20 protein-coding genes and 3 pseudogenes are annotated in these 22,097 nt (G+C 72.0%); 12 read left to right on the plus strand and 11 right to left on the minus strand.

Translation table 11 applies throughout. The features are described from left to right. Window positions 1-22: 22 nt before the first annotated feature. The gene (locus tag GV126_RS36500) at window positions 23-1,288 is read right to left on the minus strand and encodes a LuxR C-terminal-related transcriptional regulator (RefSeq protein ID WP_078618553.1); all 1,266 of its coding nucleotides are present in this window, start codon (window positions 1,286-1,288) and stop codon (window positions 23-25) included. A gap of 93 nt (window positions 1,289-1,381) precedes the next feature. On the opposite strand from GV126_RS36500, the gene hxlB reads away from it, so the two are divergent. From hxlB to GV126_RS16015, 6 genes are all read left to right on the plus strand, one after another. After that, window positions 1,382-1,975 (plus strand): 6-phospho-3-hexuloisomerase, encoded by a 594-nt coding sequence (gene hxlB, locus GV126_RS15990; RefSeq protein WP_159667071.1) that lies wholly within the window; start codon window positions 1,382-1,384, stop codon window positions 1,973-1,975. Between the two features lie 77 nt (window positions 1,976-2,052). Beyond that, window positions 2,053-2,682 carry a 3-hexulose-6-phosphate synthase gene (gene hxlA, locus GV126_RS15995; RefSeq protein WP_030382996.1) on the plus strand — a complete coding sequence of 210 codons (630 nt, stop codon included), beginning with the start codon at window positions 2,053-2,055 and terminating at the stop codon, window positions 2,680-2,682. Window positions 2,683-2,735: 53 nt separating this feature from the next. Next, window positions 2,736-3,821: an S-(hydroxymethyl)mycothiol dehydrogenase gene (locus GV126_RS16000; RefSeq protein ID WP_030382995.1), complete on the plus strand. Its 1,086-nt coding sequence runs from the start codon at window positions 2,736-2,738 to the stop codon at window positions 3,819-3,821. Further along, window positions 3,821-4,450 carry an MBL fold metallo-hydrolase gene (locus tag GV126_RS16005; RefSeq protein ID WP_030382994.1) on the plus strand — a complete coding sequence of 210 codons (630 nt, stop codon included), beginning with the start codon at window positions 3,821-3,823 and terminating at the stop codon, window positions 4,448-4,450. The genes GV126_RS16000 and GV126_RS16005 overlap by 1 nt, the downstream gene beginning before the upstream one ends. Window positions 4,451-4,675: 225 nt before the next feature. Next, window positions 4,676-5,437, plus strand: a complete 762-nt coding sequence (locus GV126_RS16010) for a Na+/H+ antiporter NhaA (RefSeq protein ID WP_159667074.1) — start codon at window positions 4,676-4,678, stop codon at window positions 5,435-5,437. A gap of 210 nt (window positions 5,438-5,647) precedes the next feature. After that, entirely contained in the window at window positions 5,648-6,379 is a 732-nt protein-coding gene (locus tag GV126_RS16015) for a nucleotidyltransferase family protein (RefSeq protein ID WP_159667077.1), read from the plus strand. Between the two features lie 115 nt (window positions 6,380-6,494). Here GV126_RS16015 and GV126_RS16020 read toward each other — a convergent pair whose 3' ends face one another. The 7 genes from GV126_RS16020 to GV126_RS16050 form a co-directional block, all read right to left on the minus strand. Next, a complete protein-coding gene (locus tag GV126_RS16020) occupies window positions 6,495-8,303 on the minus strand; it encodes a DoxX family protein (protein ID WP_159667080.1) in 1,809 nt (602 codons plus the stop codon). A gap of 218 nt (window positions 8,304-8,521) precedes the next feature. Then, complete coding sequence (gene rlmB / locus GV126_RS16025) at window positions 8,522-9,460, minus strand: 23S rRNA (guanosine(2251)-2'-O)-methyltransferase RlmB (protein ID WP_159667082.1); 939 nt, start codon at window positions 9,458-9,460, stop codon at window positions 8,522-8,524. Between the two features lie 212 nt (window positions 9,461-9,672). Further along, window positions 9,673-11,073, minus strand: coding sequence for a cysteine--tRNA ligase (cysS, locus tag GV126_RS16030; protein ID WP_159667085.1), 1,401 nt, complete (start codon window positions 11,071-11,073; stop codon window positions 9,673-9,675). A gap of 85 nt (window positions 11,074-11,158) precedes the next feature. Then, window positions 11,159-11,563 carry a PPOX class F420-dependent oxidoreductase gene (locus GV126_RS16035; RefSeq protein WP_159667088.1) on the minus strand — a complete coding sequence of 135 codons (405 nt, stop codon included), beginning with the start codon at window positions 11,561-11,563 and terminating at the stop codon, window positions 11,159-11,161. A 55-nt stretch (window positions 11,564-11,618) separates the two neighbouring features. Then, on the minus strand, window positions 11,619-12,170 hold the full coding sequence (gene ispF / locus GV126_RS16040; protein ID WP_236570014.1) for a 2-C-methyl-D-erythritol 2,4-cyclodiphosphate synthase: 552 nt from the start codon (window positions 12,168-12,170) through the stop codon (window positions 11,619-11,621). Further along, window positions 12,160-12,924, minus strand: a complete 765-nt coding sequence (ispD, locus tag GV126_RS16045; RefSeq protein WP_159667091.1) for a 2-C-methyl-D-erythritol 4-phosphate cytidylyltransferase — start codon at window positions 12,922-12,924, stop codon at window positions 12,160-12,162. Before ispD ends, ispF begins: the two co-directional genes overlap by 11 nt. 310 nt (window positions 12,925-13,234) lie before the next feature. Then, window positions 13,235-13,717 carry a CarD family transcriptional regulator gene (locus tag GV126_RS16050; protein ID WP_003953493.1) on the minus strand — a complete coding sequence of 161 codons (483 nt, stop codon included), beginning with the start codon at window positions 13,715-13,717 and terminating at the stop codon, window positions 13,235-13,237. A 768-nt stretch (window positions 13,718-14,485) separates the two neighbouring features. On the opposite strand from GV126_RS16050, the gene GV126_RS16060 reads away from it, so the two are divergent. Next, window positions 14,486-15,181: a copper chaperone PCu(A)C gene (locus tag GV126_RS16060; protein WP_159667094.1), complete on the plus strand. Its 696-nt coding sequence runs from the start codon at window positions 14,486-14,488 to the stop codon at window positions 15,179-15,181. Between the two features lie 201 nt (window positions 15,182-15,382). On the opposite strand, the gene phoP is transcribed toward GV126_RS16060, so the two are convergent. Continuing rightward, window positions 15,383-16,054 (minus strand): two-component system response regulator PhoP, encoded by a 672-nt coding sequence (gene phoP, locus GV126_RS16065; protein ID WP_473976918.1) that lies wholly within the window; start codon window positions 16,052-16,054, stop codon window positions 15,383-15,385. Between the two features lie 296 nt (window positions 16,055-16,350). Beyond that, window positions 16,351-17,500: pseudogene (phoR, locus tag GV126_RS16070) on the minus strand (two-component system sensor histidine kinase PhoR); the annotation flags it as partial. A 226-nt stretch (window positions 17,501-17,726) separates the two neighbouring features. On the opposite strand from phoR, the gene phoU reads away from it, so the two are divergent. The 3 genes from phoU to GV126_RS16080 all read left to right on the plus strand — a co-directional run bounded on the left by phoU (window position 17,727) and on the right by GV126_RS16080 (window position 19,542). Next, the gene (gene phoU / locus GV126_RS16075) at window positions 17,727-18,416 is read left to right on the plus strand and encodes a phosphate signaling complex protein PhoU (RefSeq protein WP_028421477.1); all 690 of its coding nucleotides are present in this window, start codon (window positions 17,727-17,729) and stop codon (window positions 18,414-18,416) included. A 99-nt stretch (window positions 18,417-18,515) separates the two neighbouring features. Further along, window positions 18,516-18,671 carry a hypothetical protein gene (locus GV126_RS35810; protein WP_185947293.1) on the plus strand — a complete coding sequence of 52 codons (156 nt, stop codon included), beginning with the start codon at window positions 18,516-18,518 and terminating at the stop codon, window positions 18,669-18,671. A 349-nt stretch (window positions 18,672-19,020) separates the two neighbouring features. Then, entirely contained in the window at window positions 19,021-19,542 is a 522-nt protein-coding gene (locus tag GV126_RS16080) for a lamin tail domain-containing protein (protein WP_236570015.1), read from the plus strand. 208 nt (window positions 19,543-19,750) lie between these two features. Here the strand turns inward: GV126_RS16080 and GV126_RS16085 are convergent, their stop codons facing one another. After that, window positions 19,751-20,764 (minus strand): helix-turn-helix transcriptional regulator, encoded by a 1,014-nt coding sequence (locus GV126_RS16085; RefSeq protein WP_185947294.1) that lies wholly within the window; start codon window positions 20,762-20,764, stop codon window positions 19,751-19,753. 193 nt (window positions 20,765-20,957) lie between these two features. Here GV126_RS16085 and GV126_RS36505 point away from each other — a divergent pair. Continuing rightward, window positions 20,958-21,332 (plus strand): annotated as a pseudogene (locus GV126_RS36505) (VOC family protein); the annotation flags it as partial. A gap of 115 nt (window positions 21,333-21,447) precedes the next feature. Further along, window positions 21,448-22,097 (plus strand): annotated as a pseudogene (locus tag GV126_RS16095) (hypothetical protein); the annotation flags it as partial.

Consider the following 22,097-nt stretch of genomic DNA (forward strand, 5'->3'; position numbering starts at 1 on the left):
CGGTCGAGGATCGGGATCGCCGTCATCGCATGCCGGCTTCGGTGGCCAGGGCGGCTGCGGCGGCTCGGGAGGTGACGCCGAGCTTGTGGTAGATCTGGCTGGTGTGGAACTTGACGGTGTTCTCGCTGATGCCGAGCTGCGTAGCGATCTGCCGGTTGCGGCGGCCGGAGGCGAGCAGGCGCAGGACTTCCGTTTCCCTGGGAGCCAGACCCCACGTTTCGGTGGGCTGTTCGGAGGTGTCCGGGGGGTCGAGCGGGATCTGCACTTCGAGGCGGGAGCCCCAGTTCTCTACCGCTTCCAGGTCGAGGCGACCGCCCAGCGCTGTGGCGCGGGCGCCGAGTTGGCGCAGTGCGGGGCCGGAGCTGTCCATGCTGCCGGGGCCGTCGTCTCTCACGGAGACGAGCAGGTGTGTTCCGTCGCAGTTCCATTGGACCCGGATGCGGGTGACTTCTTCCTGGTCGCGCATCAGCAGGACGGCGCTGCGCACGATGGCTCGTGCTGCGTGTGCGACTTCTCCGGGAAGCGCGCGGCCGTCTGCCGGGGGCTCGATGAACTGTATTTGCAGTGCTTCGTAGCGGCTCAGGGGGCGCAGGTCGTTCTTGAGGCGTTCGAAGGCGCGGGCGACCGGTTCCTCGGCGATGAAGGCGGCCAGGTCTGCTCCGCTCCTGGTGCGGATCAGGGCGTCGGCGGCGAGGTCGATCGCCTGGGTACGGGCTCGGGCGTCGTCGAGGTCTCGGCTGCGCAGGGCGGCGAGCAGGGATTCCAGGTCGGTGACGTGCCGGTCCGTGAGTTCGGCGGTGACCCGGAGCCTCTCGCTGGTGACCGCACGCGATTCCTGCAGGTAGTCGGGTGCCGCCTCGGCGACCTGCCGGGCGATGCAGGCGGCTGCGACGCTCCACAGGATCCGTGTGTGGGCGGCGCGGTCTTCGCCCGGGGGTTCTTGCACGGGGCAAAGGACGAGTACGGCTCCGGTGCCGTCTCCCAGGACCGCCACGTCGCGGGGCAGGCCGCCGAACTGTGCGCGCCCGGCCCACTGACCGCCTGCAGCCCGGTCGCGCAGGGCTGCGAGTTCGGCGATGGTCACGTTCTTCGTGATCTCCGGGTCGCCAGCCTTCTTGCGGGGACGCCCGGTGCATTCCTCGGTGAAGATCACCAGCGCTTCGTGCGGCCACACGCCGTCGAGGGCCGTGTGCAGGCGGTCGGCCACGTCCTGCAGTGGAGCTGTCGCCACCAGGTTCAAACGGGCTGCCAACCCTTTACCGTTTTGCACCAAAAGATCGTTCGTCACCACTTCATCGTCGCACAGAACCTCCCTGAATGGGTAGGTAAATTGCCCCGAAGGTTGAATGACGACTACCTGTCCGTTGGGGATGCTCGTTGTGTGAACGAAACGCTCTTGGAATCACCCCGTCCCGTGCGGCCGTCCTGGAAGGACAGCAGCGCGCTCGTCGTGGCGGAGGCGACCCGAGCGGTCGAGGCCATTGCCCCCGGGGAAGCCGAACGCCTGCTCTCCGCCACGACTGCGGCGTCGAGGGTCTTCATTCTCGGGCAGGGGCGCTCGGGCATCGCTCTGCGTGCCCTGGCCATGCGGCTGATGCACCTCGGGCTCCGCGTGCATGTCGTCGGTGACGCTACGGCGCCGGCCATCGCGGCGGGAGACCTCCTGCTGATCGCCTCAGGCTCGGGACGCACCCCCTCGGTGCTTACTGCGGCCCGGTCCGCCATCGCGGCAGGCGCCGAGGTGGCGGGCATCACCGCCGCTCCGCACTCGCCCCTGGCCTCCCTGACGCCGACCGTTCTGGTCGTACCCGCGGCCGCGAAGCGGGACCGGTCCGGGCAGGCCTCGGCCCAGTACGCCGGCAGCCTGTTCGAGCAGGTGCTGTGGCTCCTCGGAGACGGGTTGTTCCACGCGCTCTGGCAGCGCAGCGGTCTCACGGCCGACGAACTGTGGGCCCGCCACAGCAATCTCGAATGACCTGCGCGGCATACGCCCGCAGAACCACGAACGCCCGGGAGACCGCCGGGCGACTCACGCCGGAAGGAAACACCGTCATGCGACTGCAGGTAGCCATCGACCTATTGACTACGGAAGCCGCCCTGCGGCTGGCCGGGCAGGTCGCTCCCTACGTCGATGTCATCGAACTGGGCACCCCGCTGATCAAGAGCGAGGGCATGTCCGTCATCACGGCGGTCAAGAACGCCCACCCCGACAAGACCGTCTTCGCGGACCTGAAGACCGCCGACGCCGGTGAGCTGGAGGCACGTCTCGCCTTCGACGCCGGCGCCGACCTGGTCACCGTTCTGGGTACGGCCGACGACTCCACCATCAACGGCGCGGTCGTCGCCGCCCGCGCCGCTTCCAAGGGCGTGGTCGTCGACCTCATCAACGTCACGAACAAGGCCACGCGTGCCAAGGAAGCGCACGCCCTGGGGGCGGTGTTCGTCGAGTTCCATGCCGGGCTGGACGAACAGGCCCTGCCCGGATACAGCCTCCAGGCGCTTCTGGATGCCGGTTCGAGCTCGGGGGTCCCGTTCTCCGTCGCCGGCGGCGTCAGCACAGCCACCATCGCCGCGGTACAGGACTCCGGCGCCCGGACCGCCGTGGCAGGCAGCGCCATCTACAGCGCGAACGACCCAGCTGCGGCGGCGGCCGCCCTGCGCGCCCTGATCAGCCGCCCCTGACCGGGCTCGGCACAGCACCGTTCAACGACAACACAGCAAGCAAGGTGAACAACGTGGCACAGCAAGTTCAGGCAGTGATCGCACCGGGCAAGAACGAGCCGGTCCGGGTGGAGACGATCGTCGTGCCGGATCCCGGCCCCGGCGAGGCCGTGGTGAAGATCCAGGCGTGCGGCGTCTGCCATACCGACCTTCACTACAAGCAGGGCGGCATCGGCGATGACTTCCCGTTCCTGCTCGGTCATGAGGCCGCAGGTGTCGTGGAGTCCGTCGGCGAGGGCGTCACCGACGTCGCCCCCGGCGACTTCGTCATCCTTAACTGGCGGGCGGTGTGCGGCCAGTGCCGTGCCTGCCGGCGCGGGCGCCCCTGGTACTGCTTCAACACCCACAACGCGAAGCAGAAGATGACCCTGCTGGACGGCACCGAGCTCACGCCGGCCCTCGGCATCGGCGCGTTCGCCGAGAAGACCCTCGTGGCGGCCGGCCAGTGCACCAAGGTCGACCCCGAGGTTTCCCCGGCCGTCGCCGGACTGCTCGGCTGCGGCGTGATGGCCGGCATCGGCGCCGCCATCAACACCGGCCAGGTCGGCCGGGGCGACTCCGTCGCCGTCATCGGCTGCGGCGGCGTCGGCGACGCGGCGATCGCCGGGGCCCGGCTGGCCGGCGCGGCGAAGATCATCGCGGTGGACATCGACGACCGCAAGCTCGAGATGGCGAAGACGATGGGCGCCACCCACACCGTCAACTCCCGCACCAGCGATCTGGTCGGGGAGGTCCGCGCGCTCACCGGCGGACACGGTGCCGATGTCGTCATCGATGCGGTCGGCCGCCCCGAGACCTACCGTCAGGCGTTCTACGCCCGTGACCTGGCCGGCACGGTCGTCCTGGTCGGTGTCCCCAACCCTGACATGATGCTGGAGCTGCCGCTCCTCGACGTCTTCGGCCGCGGTGGCTCCCTCAAGTCGGCCTGGTACGGAGACTGTCTGCCCTCCCGCGACTTCCCGATGCTGGTCGACCTGCACCTGCAGGGGCGCCTCAATCTCGGCGCTTTCGTCACCGAGACGATCGGCATCGCCGACGTCGAGGAGGCGTTCCAGCGGATGCGCGACGGTGAGGTCCTGCGCTCGGTGATGGTGTTCTGATGGCGGCCCGCATCGACCTCCTGGTCACCTCCGGGACGTTCGCTCTCGACGGAGGCCAGTGGGACGTCGACAACAACGTCTGGATCGTCGGCGACGACTCCGAGGCGGTCGTCATCGACGCCGCACACGATGCCTCGGCGATCGAGGCCGCGCTCGGCGGCCGTAGGCTGCGCGCGATCATCTGCACGCACGCGCACAACGACCACATCGACGCGGCTCCCGCACTGGCCGAGGCCACCGGCGCACCGATCCTGCTGCACCCCGATGACCTCCCGCTGTGGAAGCAGACGCATCCGGACCGGCTTCCCGACCAGGAGCTGGCCGATCACCAGATGCTGGAGATCGCCGGAACCCCGTTCCAGGTCCTGCACACTCCCGGCCATTCCCCGGGAGCGGTCTGCCTCTACGCTCCGGCGCTCAACGCGGTGTTCTCCGGCGACACGCTGTTCCGTGGCGGGCCCGGCGCAACCGGACGCTCCTTCTCGCACTTCCCGACGATCATCGACTCCATCCGGGACAGACTGCTCACTCTCCCGCCGGCGGTCGCGGTGCACACCGGGCACGGCGACTCCACCACCATCGCAGCCGAGAGCGGACACCTCGGCGAATGGATCGCCCGCGGGCACTGACGGCCGGCGTTCACGGCACGGGCGGCTCACCTCGCTGCCCCGAGCCGTGAACGTCCCTGCCGCGGTGGGCGGCAGGGGAACGGGGTCCCGGACCGCCCCGGGGCAGGCGATGCCCGCTCGCCTCGGGGCGGACCGAGCGCAGTCGTGAGCACTGCGCACGGTCCGGGGGTCTGTAATGCTCATTGCACACCGTGCCTTGCGCACCAGACAGGCAGAAGACGGAACATGACCACCACCACACCCCGGCCTGCCGGCCCTGAGGGCATCGGCCAGACCGTGCGTTCCGAGAGCCAGCGCTCGCCCCTGCGCGACTTCCTGCGCACCGAGACCGGCAGCGCCGTCGCCCTCATCGTCGCTTCCGTCGCCGCTCTCGTGTGGGCCAATGTCTCCCCCGGCTCCTACGAGCACTTCTGGGAAACGTCGCTGTCCGTGCACCTGGGGACCGCCGGCGTCGATCTGGAACTGCGCGAATGGGTCAACAGTGGCTTGATGGCCGCCTTCTTCTTCGTGGTCGGGCTCGAGGCACGGCGCGAGTTCGACATGGGTGAACTGCGGCAGAGAAGCCGGATGACCCTGCCACTGTTCGCCGGCCTGGCCGGGATGGGCGTGCCCGTTCTGATCTTCCTGGCCTTCGCCGCCACCACCGATGCCGGCGGAGGCTGGTGCGTGGCCATGTCGACCGACACGGCCTTCGCCCTGGGCACCCTGGCGCTGCTCGGCAAGCGGCTTCCCGACGCCCTGCGCACCTTCCTGCTGACCGTGGCCATCGTCGACGACGTCGTGGCCCTCGCCGTCATCGCGTTCGTCTACAGCAGCAACCTCTCGTGGCCGGCGCTGCTGATCGCCCTGGCCCTCTTCGTCGCGGTTCTGGGCATCCGCCGCGCAGGGGTGCGCCACAGCGTCCCCTACGTCGTCGTCGCGAGCAATGCTCATGACTTGTGGATCGGTCTTCGGGACGGCACGCGAAGGGCGTACCTTCCCGAATGATCCTGTATCGGTCACCAAGTCAGGCCCGCGTTCGCAGCGCGGGTCGGGAAGGCACGCCCGCGCAGGAGGCGGAAAACGAACAAGAGCAAGAGGAAGTAGTGGGCCGCGGCAGGGGTGAATGAGAGGCGGCCCCCGGGCCCCGTGCCCGGGCGTGCCCGCGCGTCGGCGGATCGTCGCGAGCGGCCTGCGGCCGGCACGTACAGTGCGGTCATGACCCATCCGAATGCGGCGCTGCGCCCCACCCAAGCCGTCATCCTCGCCGGTGGCCAGGGGTCCCGGCTGCGCCCCTACACCGACGACCGGCCCAAGCCGATGGTCGAGATCCCCGGCACGGGCGTCCCGATCATCGGCCACCAGATCGCCTGGCTGGCCGAGGAGGGCGTCACGGACGTGGTGGTCTCCTGCGGCCACCTCGCCGAGGTTCTGCAGGACTGGCTGAAGTCGGCAGACCTGCCGGTGAAGGTCACCACCGTCGTGGAGACCGAACCCCTCGGCCGCGGCGGCGGCCTGCGGTTCGCGGCCGCCCATCTGCCCCGTCCGGACAAGCCCTGGTACGCCACGAACGGCGACATCTGGACGCGTTTCTCGCTGCGCGACATGGCGGACTTCCACACCGAGCGGGACGCGGTGGCCACGCTCGCGCTGGCCCGTCCGCGCCTGCCGTGGGGCGCCGTGCAGACGGACGGCTTCGGCCGTGTCACGGACTTCATCGAGGCCCCGCCGTCCACGTTCGAGATCAACGCGGGCGTGTACGTGTTCTCGCCCGACTTCGCCGCCCTGCTCCCGGAGCGCGGCGACCACGAGCGCACCACGTTCCCGCGGCTGGCCCGCGAACGGCGCCTGGCGGGCTTCCCGATCCCGCAGGGCGCCTACTGGCGGGCCATCGACACGGCGAAGGACCTCACGGAGGCGGCGAAGGAGCTGGCCGCCCTCAAGCGCTGAACACACCAGGCGTCGCCTGCCCTTCGGCCGTGCGACGCCCCTACGACGGGGGTCCCGCACAGCGACTGTGCGGGACCCCCGTCGTTCGGGTCGTGCCCGGTGGGGCGGTGGCCGCCTATCCCAGCAGGCCGCCCACCAGGCCCGGCTGCCCGGTGGAGGAGCTGCCGCCGGAGGAGCCGGAGGAGCCCGATCCACCGGAGCTCCCCGAGCCGGCCGAGCCGCCGGAGCCGCCGGAGCCGCCGGTCGAGCCGCTGCCGCCGGTCGCGGTGCCGCCCGAGGTCGGGCCGGAGCTGGTGCTGGGTGCCTGCTGCACCGGGGAGGAGCGGTCCGGCACGGTGTCGCCGGTGGTGCCCTGGGTCTGGCTGGGCGCGCCGCCGGTGGCGGTGCCGCGCTGCTGGGTGGTGCCCTGGGTGGCCGAGGGACCGCCGGACGGGCCGGCCGAGGTCCCGCGGTGGCTGGGTGAGGCCGGGGCCGACGGGGACGTCGAGTGCCGCTGGGAGTCGGAGTGCCGGGGCAGCGGTGAGCCGGGCAGTTCGTTGCGCGGGGCCTCGCCGGGCCCGGGGACGACGACCCGGTCGGCGTCGCGCACCGCCCCGCCGAGCAGCGAGCCGACGAGCAGGGTGAGGCCGGTGACGAGGACGGTGAGCAGCGCGCCGCGGCGCAGCACGAACCGGCGCAGCGCCCAGATGTCGGAGCGTGGACCCAGGCGCCGCCAGGCGGAGGCGGCGAGTCTGCCGTCGACGGAGTAGACGGGGGCGCCGGCGATGATCAGCGGCGACCAAGCGGCGAGGTAGATGATGTCGGGCGCGTCGTAGACGGGCGCCGTGCGCCAGCTGACGGTGACGATGAGGGCGGCGGACAGCAGCGCGCCGACCACGGCGGCGACCCGCTGCCAGCAGCCCAGGATCGTGAGCACGCCGACGATGACCTGGAGGAAGGCGATGACGAGCCCGGAGCCGGCGGGGTGCTGCAGGGCGAACTGGCGCAGCGGTTCGGCGACGTCCCAGGGGTGCAGCTGGGTCAGCCACTTGACCATGGAGCCGCGTTGGCCGCCGTCGAAGTACAGCGGGTCGCACAGCTTGCCCATGCCGGCGTAGAGGGAGACGAACCCGAGGAAGATGCGCAGCGGGAGCAGGACGACGCCGAGGTTCATCCGGCGGTGCGGGTAGTAGGCGTGGCGGGCCGGGTCGTCGCCGAGCCGCCGGGTGCGCCGCGGCCGGTCGTCGGCCGCCGGGTCGGCGTCCTCGCCGGGCTCGCCGTAGCCGTCGTAGGGGCCGTGGTCGTGGTCCGGGAAGCCGGTGCCGTCGTACGCCGGCCCGTCGTGCCCGGCGTCGGCGTACTCCGCCTCCTCGTACGCGCTGCCCGCGGTCCGCATCTGCGGCAGCAGCCGGGTCTCGCCGGGGGCGGGGCTGCGCTGGGCGCCGACGACGGGGGTCTCGACGGTCTCGTCGAGGTCGCCGTAGGCGGTGCCTGCGGGCGCGGACGTGCCGGGCGTGCCGTAGCCGGCGGGGGCGTCGACGCGCGGGATGACCTGGGTGGCCCCGGCGTCGCCGGGCTGTTCCTCGCCGTGCCGCACGCTGCCGCTGCGCACGGCCTGCAGCAGGCGGTGGGCTCCGGTGTCGTCGGGCGCCGATCTGCCGCTCCAGACGACGGGGCGGCGGTGGGGCGCCGCGGCCTGGGGCCGGCCCGTCGCGCCGGCGACGGGCAGGCGGGCGGTGTGCTCGGCGGCGCTCAGGTGCCGGGCGATCCGCGGGGAGCGGGTACGCCGCGAGGAGGCGCCCAACTGCACGCGGAAGCTCGCGTGCGTGACGATGACCTGCGCCGGATCGCTCGGCACCTTCACCATGCTCAGCGCGGGAGCGTCGTCGTACCCCGACGAGCGGTCCCCCGTGGGTGTGCGGGGTGTTCTGGTGTCCACACTCATCTAACCGAGTGACGAGGAGTTAGGACACTGCCTTGACCCGCCGGATCTGTCCGGGCCGCGTCAAGGTTGCACGGAACGCCCGGAAATACACGGTCAGGTGACCGCGCGAACGCCCGTTCGACCGCCGGTCACCGGCCGACGGTCGGCATCCGGCAGTCCGGCATCCGGCGGTCGATGGTCACCGGACACCGGACACCGACCGGCGCCGGCGACCCGGCTCAACGGCGCCTGCGCGCCGCCTCGTACAGCACGATCCCCGCCGCGACACCGGCGTTCAGCGACTCCGCGCCGCCCGGCATCGGGATCCGCACCCGCACGTCGCAGGTCTCCCCGACGAGCCGCGACAGGCCCTTGCCCTCGCTGCCGACGACGATGACGACGGGGCCGTCCAGCGCGTCCAGCTCACCGAGTTCGGCCTCGCCGTCCGCGGCCAGGCCGACGACCATGATCCCGGCCTTCTTGTACGCCTCCAGCGCGCGCGTGAGGTTGGTGGCGCGGGCCACGGGCGTCCGGGCGGCCGTACCGGCGGAGGTCTTCCAGGCGCCCGCGGTCATACCGGCCGCGCGCCGCTCGGGCACGACCACGCCGTGGCCGCCGAAGGCGGAGACGGAGCGGACGACCGCGCCGAGGTTGCGCGGGTCGGTCACCCCGTCCAGGGCGACGATCAGCGGGTCCTCGCCCGCGTCGGCGGCGGCGTCGGCCAGGTCCTCGGGGTGGGCGTACTCGTACGGCGGGACCTGCAGGACCAGGCCCTGGTGGTTGAGCCCGTTGGTCATCCGGTCCAGTTCCGGGCGCGGGGCCTCCATGAGGTTGATCCCGCCGCGCTCGGCGACCAGCTGCAGCGCCTCGCGCACGCGCTCGTCGTTGTCGATGAACTGCTGGACGTAGAGGGTGTTCGCGGGCACGCCCCCGCGCAGCGCCTCGACGACCGGGTTGCGGCCGACGACCAGCTCGGAGGCGGACTTGCCCGCGCCGCGGCGCGGGCCGCGGCTCTGGGCGCGGCGCGCCTTCGCCTGGGCGGCGCGCTGCTTGGCGTGTCCCTTGCGCATCTCGGCGGGGGGCGTGGGGCCCTTGCCCTCCAGGCCCCGGCGCCGCTTGCCGCCGCTGCCGACCTGCGCGCCCTTCTTGCCGGACATGCGGCGGTTGTTCGCGGCCATGACCTACCTGTCTGTCGGAGCGTTCGTACGTGTGTCTGTGTGGTGTGCGGTCCGTACGTCTATGAAGCGTACGTCCATGCAGTGTGCCGCCCGGACGGCCGGGCGGCACAATCGATCTTCGCGGGCCGCAGGACGGGCCGGCGCCGGACCGGCGGACGGACCGGCACGCGGCCGACGCCCACCCCGGCCCGGAGACCGGGCGGGCCTGCCCCTCAGCCGGCGCCCAGACTCCAGCGGGGGCCCTGCGGGCTGTCCTCGATGACCAGTCCGGACTGGTTGAGCTGGTCGCGCAGGGCGTCCGCGGTGGCCCAGTCCTTGCGGGCGCGGGCGGCCTCCCGCTGGTCCAGCACCATGCGGACCAGGGAGTCGACCACGCCGTGCAGGTCCTCGCCGCGCTCGCTTCCCTCGCCGGCCCAGTGCTCGTCGAGGGGGTCCAGGCCGAGGACGCCGAGCATGGCGCGCACCTCGGCGAGCCGGGCGACGGCGGCTTCCTTGTCGTCGGCGGCCAGCGCGCTGTTGCCCTGCCGGACGGTGGTGTGGACGACGGCGAGCGCCTGCGGGACGCCGAGGTCGTCGTCCATGGCCTCGGCGAAGGCGGGCGGCACCTGCGCGGCCGGCTCCACGATCCCGGCCTTCTCCACCACCCGCTGGACGAAGCCCTCGATCCGCGCGAACGCGGACTCGGCCTCGCGCAGCGCCTCCTCGCTGTACTCGATCATCGAGCGGTAGTGCGGGGTGCCCAGGTAGTAGCGCAGCACGATGGGCCGCCACTGCTTGACCATCTCGGAGACCAGCACGCTGTTGCCGAGCGACTTGGACATCTTGTCGCCGGCCATGGTCACCCAGGCGTTGTGCACCCAGTACTGGGCGAAGTCGTCGCCGTAGGCCTTGGCCTGGGCGATCTCGTTCTCGTGGTGCGGGAAGATCAGGTCCAGGCCGCCGCCGTGGATGTCGAAGGCGCTGCCCAGGTACTTGTGCGCCATGGCGGAGCACTCCAGGTGCCAGCCCGGCCGGCCCTCGCCCCACGGCGTGGGCCAGGTGGGCTCGCCCGGCTTGGCGGCCTTCCACATCGCGAAGTCGCGCGGGTCGCGCTTGCCGGTCTCGCCCTCGCCGGAGGGCTGCAGCAGGTTGTCCAGCTCCTGCCGCGACAGCTGGAGGTAGCCGGGGAAGGAGCGCACGTCGAAGTAGACGTTGCCGTCGGCGGCGTAGGCGTGGCCGCGGTCGATGAGGCGCTGCATCATCTCGACCATCTCGGGCACGTGGCCGGTGGCGCGCGGCTCGTACGTCGGCGGCAGGCACCCGAGGGCGTGGTAGCCCTCGTTGAAGGCGCGCTCGTTCTCGTAGCCGATCGCCCACCAGGGCCGGTTCTGCTCGTGGGCCTTGGCGATGATCTTGTCGTCGATGTCGGTGACGTTGCGGATGAACGTCACCTCGTAGCCGCGGTAGGTGAACCAGCGGCGCATGATGTCGAAGTTCAGGTACGAGCGGACGTGCCCGATGTGGGGTGCCGCCTGCACGGTGGCGCCACAGAGGTAGATCGAGACACAACCCGGCTTGAGCGGGGTGAAGTCACGGATCTGCCGGGCGCTGGTGTCGTACAGGCGAATAGTCACCACTCCAGAGTAGTGGGCCGAGGACAGTGCCTCGCGCCCCTTCCCCTCTGTCGCGGAGTGTTGGCGCCCTCGTCGCCGGGACGGCTCACACCCCGCCGACGACCTTGCGGGGCCGGATCCGCACGATCACCCGTTCGGCGTCCTGCGCGGAGGCCGGGTTGAACTCGGCGTACTTCTTGCCCGTGTACTTCACCGACAGCTCGTCGATCAGCTCCCGGGCGCCCTCGGTGGTCATCTCCGCGCTGCCGCGGATCTCGGCGTACTCGTACGGGGACGCCGGGTCCTGGACGACGACGCTGACCCGCGGGTCGCGGTCCAGGTTCTTCTTCTTGCGGCGGTCCACGGTCGTGGAGATCAGCAGGTCCTCACCGTCGCGCTTGACCCACACCGGGGACACCTGGGGGCTGCCGTCGGGCTGGACCGTGGCGACGGTGACGAAGACGGGAGTGTCGAGGAGGTTCTTGAGACGGTCGGACAGTACGGCGGACATGGGCACCCTCCGGTCCTCGGTCAGCTGGTGACTGTGCGGGTACCCTCGCACGCTCTCAGCTCACGCGCACCACGAGCGCGGTGGCCACCGCCATCAGGCCCTCGCCCCGGCCGGGGAAGCCGAGCCCGTCGGTCGTGGCGCCGGAGACGGACACCGGCGCGCCGGCCGCCTCGGACAGGATCTTCTGCGCCTCCTCGCGCCGCTTGCCGATCTTCGGCCGGGGGCCGACGACCTGCACGGCGACGTTGCCGATGCGGAAGCCGGCCGCGCGCACGATCCGGGCCGCCTCCGTCAGCAGCGTCACCCCGGAGGCGCCGGACCACTCGGGGCGCCCGGTGCCGAAGTGCTGCCCGAGGTCGCCGAGCCCGGCGGCGGAGAACAGCGCGTTGCACGCGGCGTGCGCGACGACGTCGGCATCGGAGTGCCCGGCCAGACCCGGCCCCTCGCCCTCCCACTTCAGGCCCGCGCACCACAGCTCGCGGCCGTCCTCGAAGGCGTGGATGTCGGTGCCGATGCCGACCTGGGGCAGCGGCGGGTCCTGGGCGGGCCGCTGTGCGGGGTGCGCGGGCTGCTGCCCGGTCGGTGCGGGCTGCTGCTCAGAAGCCATCGGTGAGCCTCCGCCGGGCCAGGACCGCCTCCGCGAGGACCAGGTCGAGCGGGCGGGTGACCTTGAACGCCTCCTCGTGCCCGGGGACGGCCACGACCCGCTCGCCGAGCTGCTCGACCATGCTCGCGTCGTCGGTGACGTTGTCGGTGACCGTCTCGTGCGCGCGCACCAGCGTGGCGCGGTCGAAGCCCTGCGGGGTCTGCACCGCCCGCAGCAGCGAGCGGTCCGGGGTGGCGACGACCGGCTCGGGCTCGCCCGGGGCCGCGACCGGCTCGACCTGCTTGACGGTGTCGGCCAGCGGCAGCACCGGGACGACGGCGGGCGCGCCCTCCCGTACGGCCTCGATGACCGCGTCCACGGTGTCCACGGGGACCAGCGGGCGGGCCGCGTCGTGCACGAGGACGATGTCGTGGCCGGGCGGCAGGGCGTCCAGACCGAGCTTGACCGATTCCTGGCGGGAGGCGCCGCCGGGCACGACCAGGATGTCCGTCCGCTCGGGCAGCGCGTGCGCGTCGAGGAGCGACTTGACCTCGGCGGCGCCGTCGGGCGGCGCGACCACCACCACCAGCGAGACGGCGCGGGAGGCGGCCATCGCGCGGACGGCGTGGATGAGCATGGGAGTGCCGCCGAGCGTGCGCAGCGCCTTGGGGGCGCCCGGACCGAGGCGTACGCCCCGGCCGGCGGCCGGGATCACGGCGGCGACGGGGGTGCCGCGCCGGGCACCCGTGGGTGAGGGACGCGAATCGTCAGACATCGGTTCCTGTCAGGTTTGTGAGCGGGCCCGGCCTGGGTATGGCCAGACCGTGCCGGGCGTGACGCCTTGACCGGACCCTTCCGTGACCCCGGTCGAGCCGACTGCCCGGGCCCGGCACACAGTATCGGGGGACCGGTTCCACTTGTTCCCCGTCGTACCGGCAACCGCGGGTTCGGCGCCCTGCGCCCGGACCGGCGGGTACGCACATGCCGCAGCGCCCGGCGACGTCGATCGCGTCATCGGGCACCGCGGCATCGTGCTGTGCTGAAAGAAGGAACTGAGGCGGATGGCGTGTGTCGCCCGCGTCAGGTCAGGAGGCGAGCACCTCGTCGAGCAGGGCCTCGGCCTTGTCCTCGTTCGTGTTCTCCGCGAGCGCCAGCTCGCTCACCAGGATCTGGCGGGCCTTGGCGAGCATGCGCTTCTCACCGGCGGAGAGTCCGCGCTCGCGCTCGCGACGCCACAGGTCACGCACGACTTCCGCGACCTTGATGACATCGCCCGAGGCGAGCTTCTCCAGGTTTGCCTTGTAACGACGCGACCAGTTCGTGGGCTCCTCGGCGTACGGAGCGCGCAGCACCTCGAAGACCCGGTCCAGCCCGTCCTGTCCGACCACATCACGCACGCCGACGAACTCCGCATTGTCCGCTGGCACACGTACCGTCAGGTCACCCTGGGCGACCTTCAGCACCAAGTAGGTCTTGTCCACGCCTTTGATCTGGCGAGTTTCGATGGCCTCGATCAGCGCGGCCCCGTGATGGGGATAGACCACGGTGTCGCCAACCTTGAACGTCATGTGACAGGTACCCCTTCCGTGGCTATCCAGGGTAACACGGATACGGCGTCTTCTGAATGGCGTTTTCGCAGGTCAGGGCATATCTCGGGGCTTGACAACAGCGACAGGGACGTGCTTCGCAAGCGCCGCGGGACCCCGAGGGGGCCGGGTATTCGCAGGTCGGAGGGGTTCTTCACACGGGGTGAAACGCGTACGTTACACACCTCCGGCCGCCCGTCCAAACGGAGGAATGTCCCGTTTTGTCCGGCTCCAAGCGCTCGACTTCCGCTACTCCGTTCGGTGGCCGTGCGCCGGATCCCGGACGAATCCGAAATTGATCACGGTCGCGGCAAGGACGGTCGGCTCGGGCACTCGGTGATCAATTCCGGCACTCGCCGCACATTCCTTCCGAGCGCCTTCCGGGTTCCTTCCGGGCGCCTTCCTGCTTCCTTCCTGCTTCCTTCCGGGTTCCTTCGCGGGGCCTTCCGAGAAATACCCAAGGGCGGATGAGAGGGCAGAGCGCGGGCGAACGAGGACGGCCCGCGTATGGCGGAGGACGCTTATGTGAATGGCGGACGACGGCACGGCAATCGGTGAAGCCGCGCGGGCGGGGAACGCGCTCCCCGGCGGCCCCGCGGAAGCGCTCAGCGGAGGCCCCGGGACGTACAGAGGCGGGTCGGGTGCGATGGCCCTGGAAGGGCTCGGTACCCTAAGGCCGCTGACAGACACTTAGGGCGGCTTTATGAGGAGCCGCCCTGCACCGCCCACGTTCAAGGAGTTGCCGCCGCCGTGAGCAGCAGCCTTCGACGCGGCGCCCTTGCCGCCGCCGCCATCGCGTTCTCGATCGCCTCGCTCGCCGCGTGCGGCGCCGGCAACGACGCCCAGACGCTTCAGGTCAAGCCGGACAACGCGGCCGTCACCGTCGGCGACATCAAGGTCCAGAACGCGATGATCATCACCCAGCCGGGCACCCAGACCAAGGGCCCGGCGGTCGTCGCGGTGACCCTCTTCAACAACGGCAACAGCGACCAGACGCTGGACGCCGTCCGCGTCGACGGCGACGGCAGCGCCCAGCTGACCCCCGCCTCCGGCAAGGGCAAGGTGACGATCCCGGCCCACGGCTCGCTGATCCTCGGTGGCAAGGGCAACGCCTCCGCCGCCCTGCCCGACCCGGGCGCCTCCGTGCAGAACGGCAACGCCCAGAAGATCACGTTCACCTTCAGCAAGGCCGGTGACGTGAGCCTGCGCGCCTACGTCGTCCCGGCCCAGAGCTACTTCGACAAGTGGGGCCCGACCAAGGCCCCGGCGGCGGTGCCGGGGCCCACGGGCTCCCCGGCCGCGTCGGCCTCCGCCTCCTCCGGTGGGTCCGGCAAGCCGGACGCCTCGACGTCCCCGTCCCAGTCGGCGTCGGGCTCCGCCTCCGAGTCGGCCGGCGCCACGGCGTCCCCGAGCGACTCCGCCTCCCAGTCGGCGGCGGGCCACTGACCGACCGCCCCGCCTGAGCGCACGCGAGGGCGGCACCCTCACCGAGAGGGTGCCGCCCTTCGCCGTGCCCGGCCGAGCCACGGCCTACGGCTCATGACTCATGGCTATGGCTATGGCTCATGGCTCGTGGCCCAAGGCTTACGGCCTACGGACCACGGCCCGCTGACCACGGCCCGCTGACCAGGGCCTCCTGACCGCGGCCTACGGCTCGAACTTGTAGCCGAGTCCGCGCACCGTCACCAGGTAGCGCGGCGCCCCCGGGTCCGGTTCGATCTTGGCGCGCAGGCGCTTGACGTGGACGTCGAGCGTCTTGGTGTCGCCCACGTAGTCGGCGCCCCAGACGCGGTCGATGAGCTGCATGCGGGTCAGCACGCGGCCGGCGTTGCGCAGCAGCATCTCCAGCAGGTCGAACTCCTTCAGCGGCAGGTCGACCTTGGCGCCGGAGACGGTGACCACGTGCCGGTCGACGTCCATGCGGACCGGACCGGCCTCCAGGGCCGCCGGTGCGGCCTCCTCCGGCTCACCGCGGCGGCGCAGCACCGCGCGGATACGGGCGACCAGTTCACGGGAGGAGAACGGCTTGGTGACGTAGTCGTCGGCCCCTATCTCCAGGCCGACCACCTTGTCGATCTCGCTGTCCTTCGCGGTCACCATGATCACGGGGACGTTGGAGCGGCCGCGCAGCTGGCGGCACACCTCCGTGCCGGGCAGCCCCGGCAGCATCAGGTCGAGGAGGACGAGGTCGGCGCCGTTGCGCTCGAACTCGTCGAGTCCGTCGGGGCCGGTGGCCGCCACGGCGACCTCGAAGCCCTCCTTGCGGAGCATGTACGACAGTGCGTCGGAGAAGGACTCCTCGTCCTCGACGACGAGCACTCGGGTCACGGAAGGACCTCCGGGGCGGTAAGCGGTTCGTACGGTGATGAGGTGGATGGCCGGGACGTGGGGGATCCCGGGGATGCCCACGTCCCGGCCATCCACCTCATCACCGTACGAACCGCTTACCGCCCCGGAGGTCCTTCCGTGACCCGAGTGCTCGTCGTCGAGGGCGGGATGCTGATGCGCGCGGTCGTCGGTGCGGTCATCGGCCCGGTCGCCGGCCGGGTCCGCGGCGCGCTCTGTGTCCGGGGCCGCGGCGCGGTCCTCGGCGTCGCGGGCGGAGGCTTCGCGGGCCGCGGCGGCCTCCGGCAGCCGCAGGGTGAAGGTGGAGCCCTGTCCCTCGGCGCTCCACACCGTGACCTCCCCGCCGTGCGAGGCGACCACGTGCTTGACGATCGCCAGCCCCAGACCGGTGCCGCCGGTGGCGCGGGAGCGGGCCGGATCGACGCGGTAGAAGCGCTCGAAGATGCGCTCCTTGTCCTTGTCGGAGATGCCGATGCCCTGGTCGGTGACGGCGATCTCGATGAGGTCCCCGCCGGGCGCGGACACCCGCCGGGCGGCGATGCCGACGCGGGTGCGGGCCGGGGAGTAGTTGACCGCGTTCTCCACGAGGTTGCCCAGGGCGGCGGCGAGCTGGCCGCGGTTGCCCCAGACGGCCAGGTCCGCGGTGCCTCCGGTGGCCATGGTGATCTGCTTGGTGGAGGCCTGGTGGCGGCAGCGGTCGATGGCCTCGGCGACCAGTTCGTCCACCCGGACGGGTTCGGCGTCCTCCAGCGGGTCGTCGTTCTGCACCCGCGACAGGTCGATCAGCTCCTGCACCAGGTTGGTGAGCCGGGTCGCCTCCACTTGCATACGGCCGGCGAAGCGCTGCACGGCCTCCGGGTCGTCCGAGGCGTCCATGACGGCCTCCGACAACAGGGACAGCGCGCCGACGGGCGTCTTCAGCTCGTGGCTCACATTGGCGACGAAGTCGCGTCTGACGGCCTCGATCCGCCGGGCCTCGGTGAGGTCCTCCACCAGCAGCAGCACCAGGCGCGAGCCCAGCGGTGCGACCCGGGCGGAGACGGCGAGGGCCTCGCCGCGCCCGGTGCCGCGCCGCGGCAGGTCCAGCTCGACCTGCCGTATCTCCCCGTCCCGCCGCGTGTCCCGGGCCATCTGCAGCATGGGCTCGACGGCGAGCCTGCCGCCGCGGACCAGCCCGAGGGCGTAGGCGGCGGAACTGGCCTTGACCACGGCGTCCGCCTCGTCGAGGACGACCGCCGAGGAGCGCAGCACCGACAGGACGGTGTCCACGCCGGGCGGGAGCACCGGGTCGGTGTGCAGGGAGGTGCGCGTGGGACGCTTCTGCTCGCGCTCGCTGAAGCGGAGCGCCAGCATGGCGATGACGCCGGTGAGCACTCCGGCGATCGCAGCCGCTGCGGCGACCGCCGCGTTCACGTCCATGCCCCCAGGTTAGGCACGGGGTACGACATGCCCACAGCCGTCCGGGTGCGACCTCGAACACTCGTCGCCCAGAGTTCACCTTGGGGCCAGGAACGGTTCACTCGTGGTGGCGGAAACCGACGCGTAAGGGCCCGACCGTGGGAGCGTGGGGGTCACTGCCACCGCCCCGACGAGACGCGGGGCCGGTGCGGCCCCGAGGACGACGACCCACGAGAGGGAACCGAAGATGCGGGACGCGTACCACGAGGAACTGGACTCGATCGGCGACGGTCTGGTGGAGATGGCCCGGCTGGTCGGGTCGGCGATCGGGCGCGCCACGACCGCCATCCTCGACGCCGACCTGAAGCTGGCCGAGAGCGTGATCGAGGCCGACCAGAAGGTCGACGAGTTGCAGCACGACCTGGAGGCCCGGGCGATAGCGCTGCTGGCCCGCCAGCAGCCGGTGGCGACGGACCTGCGCATCGTCGTGACGTCACTGCGCATGTCCGCCGACCTGGAGCGCTCCGGCGACCTCGCCCAGCACGTGGCCAAGCTCGCCCGCCTGCGCTTCCCCCAGCGCGCGGTCCCGCACGACCTGCACGCCACCATCCTGGAGATGGGCCAGCTCGCCCAGCGCCTGATGGCCAAGGCGGCCGAGGTGATCGTGACCAAGGACGTCGATCTGGCGCTGCAGCTGGAGCAGGACGACGACGAGATGGACCTGCTGCACCGCACCCTGTTCCAGCACCTGATCGACGACCGCTGGAAGCACGGCATCGAGACGGCCGTGGACGTCACGCTGCTGGGCCGTTACTACGAGCGGTACGCCGACCACGCGGTGGCGGTGGCCAAGCGGGTCGTCTACCTGGTCACGGGCGAGCACGCCGACGAGATCCAGTCGGACATCCAGCCGGTGACCGGCGTCGAGGGGGCGTAGCCGCCCGGAGCGGGGCGCGGGTGAGCCACTGTGCGCCGTTGATGCGCCCGGCGGAACGGGCATGGAATGGGCAGAGGCATCTGCCTAGAGGAGGGACCCATGGCCGAATCCCCCAGCACCACGCCCGACCCGACGCAACACCGCGAGACCGAACAGCCCCCCGAGACCAGGAAGCTGCCGCTCCTGGCCGCCTGCGGCTGCGGCTCGGGCTGCGGCTGCGGCTGCCAGTCGGGCGGCCCGTGCCAGTGCGGCTGACCGACGGGCCGACCGCCCGCCGGGCCGAGAGCCCGGTCGGCTGACGGGCCGCCCCGCCGCAGGCTGTCGTACGTCGTCACCGTCACAGGGCCCCGGCACCACGCCGGGGCCCTGTGCCATGCGGGGCCGTGCCGGGCCGAGCCGTGCCGTGCCGTGCCGTGCCAGGGTCACCCCACCCCACCCGACAACCGGCACTCATGGGTCACTGAGCCACAAAGGTCACGAAACCGTCCGCAGTTGGTAACACGACGCGTGTAATGCCCGGTTTTGTCCCGAGAGCGGACAGGCTGTGCGCGTGGCGACCACCCCGGTCGCCACCCGGACCTACGCACACTCATCAGGAGAGCCTGTGTCCGCTTCCGTCTCCGTGACCACCCGTCGCCTGACCGCTGCCGCCGCCGCGGCCGCGGCCCTGATCGGAGCGACGGCACTGCCGGCGTCCGCGGCCGGCCACGCCCCGCGCCCCCACCGCGACGCCGTGGTGATCAGCGGCGTCCACCTCGACGCCGAGCACCGCGACCACCGCGCGTCCCGTTCCCTGAACAAGGAGTGGGTGGCGATCAGCAACCACAGCCGGCGCGCCGTCAACCTCGACGGGTGGACGCTGTCCGACGAGCAGGGCCACACGTACACCTTCCGCCACTACCGCCTCGAGGGCCGCTCCACGGTCCGCGTCCACAGCGGCTACGGCCGTGACACCCGCAATGACCTCTTCCAGGACCGCCGCACCTCCGTCTGGGACCGGCACGGCGACACCGCCACCCTGCGCAACGCCCACCACCACTTCGTCGACGCGATCGCCTGGGGCGGCGAGCGCCACCGCACCCGCCCGGCGGACCACCGCACGGAGCACCGGGCCCACCACCGCTGACCGCCCACCGGGCTCCGTCCTGAGCCCTCACTGATCCACCGCACCACCGCAGGCCCCCTCTCCCCGACCCTGAGGAGAGGGGGCCTGCCCCTGCGGCCGCTCGGTTCCCCACCACCGTCGGGACGCGCGGCCCGCCGGGCGCGGCTTCCCTGGTCGTCGACGACGTACGTACGCGTCACCGGAGTACGTCACGGGTCGCCGGAGGAGGTCACGGGTCGCCCGGGTGCGCCGCGTCGGCCTCGTTCGCCTCGTCGGCCTCCCTGGTCTCCTCCCCCTCATTCGCTCGGAGCAGTTCCCGGACGCGCGCCGACAGGGCGAGCCGTACGGCGTCGGGGGCGAGGACGCGCAGCGGGGTGGCCAGGCCGAGGAGGTACCGGGCGAGTCCGTCCGCGTCGGGCCCGCCGACCTCCACGATCGTCGCCTCCGCGCCGTCGGGCCGGTGGACGCCGACGGTCGCAGGGATCAGCCGCAGGGCTTCGTCCATGGGCACGGGCAGACGGACGGTCGCGTACAGCGGGTAGGGACCGGTCGCGAGGGAACGGGAGACGAGCAGCGCCGGATCGGGCGGGTCGAGGAGTTCGACCGGCCGCCCGGTGGGGTGCAGCCGTACGACCCGGTCGGCGCGGAAGGTCCGCCACTGCCCGCGCGTCACGTCCCGGGCCACGAAGTACCACCGCCGCCCGGTGAGGACCAGGCGGTAGGGATCGACGTCCCGTACGGTAGCCCGTCCCTCCCGGTCGCGGTACGACAGCCGGGCCCGCTCGCCGCGCCGGCACGCGGCGGCCAGCTCCAGCAGCATGCCGGGCGTGATCTGCGGCTCGCCGGGCCGCGGGGTGTGCACGAGGGCGCCGTCCATCTCGGCCAGCCGGTCGGCGACGCGGCGCGGCAGGATCCGCCGCAGCTTCAGCAGGGCCGACAGCGCGGCCTGGTCACCGCCGAGCGTTCCGCCCAGCGCGGCCTCACCCAGCACGACGGCGACGGCGAGCGCTTCCTCGTCGTCGAGGACGAGCGGCGGCACCCGGGACCCGGCGCGCAGACGGTAGCCGCCCCACGGCCCGGGCTCGGACTCGATGACGTAACCCAGGTCCCGCAGTTTGGCGATGTCCCGCCGGACCGTGCGCTCGGTGACCTCGATCCGGTCGGCCAGTTCGGCGCAGGTCCACGACGGCCGGGCGGCCAGCACGGAGACGAGCCGGAGCAGGCGGGCGGAGGCGCTGATCACAAGGTCGAAGTCTTCCACGATCCGGCCAGGGACCAGGACCGAACCTGTCCTGGTCCCGCCCTACCGTTCCCTCATGACCCAGAACACGAACGCGAAGACGAGCACGAGCACGAACACGGCCACGACGACGGCCACGACGGCGACCAGCACCGCGAGCACGACCGCGACAGAACCCACCGCCTCCGCCTCCGCTTCCGCCGCCTCCCCGGTCTTCCGGTACGCGGCGGTCACCTTCGACTGCTCCGACCCCGCCGAACTGGCCCGTTTCTCCAGTGCGTTCCTCGGCCTGCCCGTCGTCTTCTCCTCCGACCACTTCGTGCTGCTCGGCCAGGAGGGCGCGCCCGGGCTGGGCTTCAACCGGCTGACCGACTACCGCCGCCCCACCTGGCCGGACCCCGCGCAGGAGAAGCAGGCGCACCTCGAGTTCGGCGTCGACGACCTGGACACCGCGGAGGCCCACCTGCTGTCCCTGGGCGCCGAAAAGCCCGCCCACCAGCCGGCCCCCGACCGCTGGCGCGTCCTTCTGGACCCGGCGGGCCACCCGTTCTGCATCACCACCCTGGTCTGACGCCTCCTCCGCCGATGCCCCCTTGCCCGCCCCGGGCGCTCCTGGGCGATCCGCCGTTGTCAGTGGCGCCGGTTACGGTGTGGCAACCGTCGAAGCCGAAGGGGTGGGGCTGCTCATGCGTACGCGCGACACCGGCGAGACCGGCGACACCGTCGAAGTCCTCTACTGCGCGGGCTGGGACCCGCGCACGAGGTCGCCCGTCGGGCCGATGAGCGAGGACCGGGCGCGCGAGCACGACGCGACGGGTGAGCCGTACGCGGTGCTGCTGGGGGCCGGGGGCCGGCAGCGGGCGCTGCTGCACGTGTCCTGGACGGACCACCACCTCGGGATGTTCCTCTTCGACGAGGAGCAGCGCCGCGTCCGCCGCTACGACTACCGGGAACTGACGGCGGGGCTCCTGCACCTGCGCTGCTACGAGGAGTGGCGCCACGCGTCCGTCGACAAGCCGGAGTTCCCGGAGCGAGGGTGGCACTTCACCCTCACCGCCCGGCCCGACAGCGAGCACGCCCGCGTCGAACTGGACCACGGCGGCAGCCTGCACACCGTACGGGACCTCCCCGCGCGCCACCGGACCCTGCGCCGCGCCGAGTTCGGCGACTGGACGGCGTACGCCGACGCATCGATGCTCGGACTCACGGCGGACGGCGCCCCGGACCTCGTCCCGGCTCCCCACCCCACCTCGCTACCGGTCGCCGAGCAGCTACCAACTCCCCTCCCCACGGAGCTCTCCGACCCCCGGTCCGCCGCGCGATCCACCCCATGGAC

Source organism: Streptomyces mexicanus (assembly GCF_902506575.1).
GTDB lineage: Bacteria > Actinomycetota > Actinomycetes > Streptomycetales > Streptomycetaceae > Streptomyces > Streptomyces mexicanus.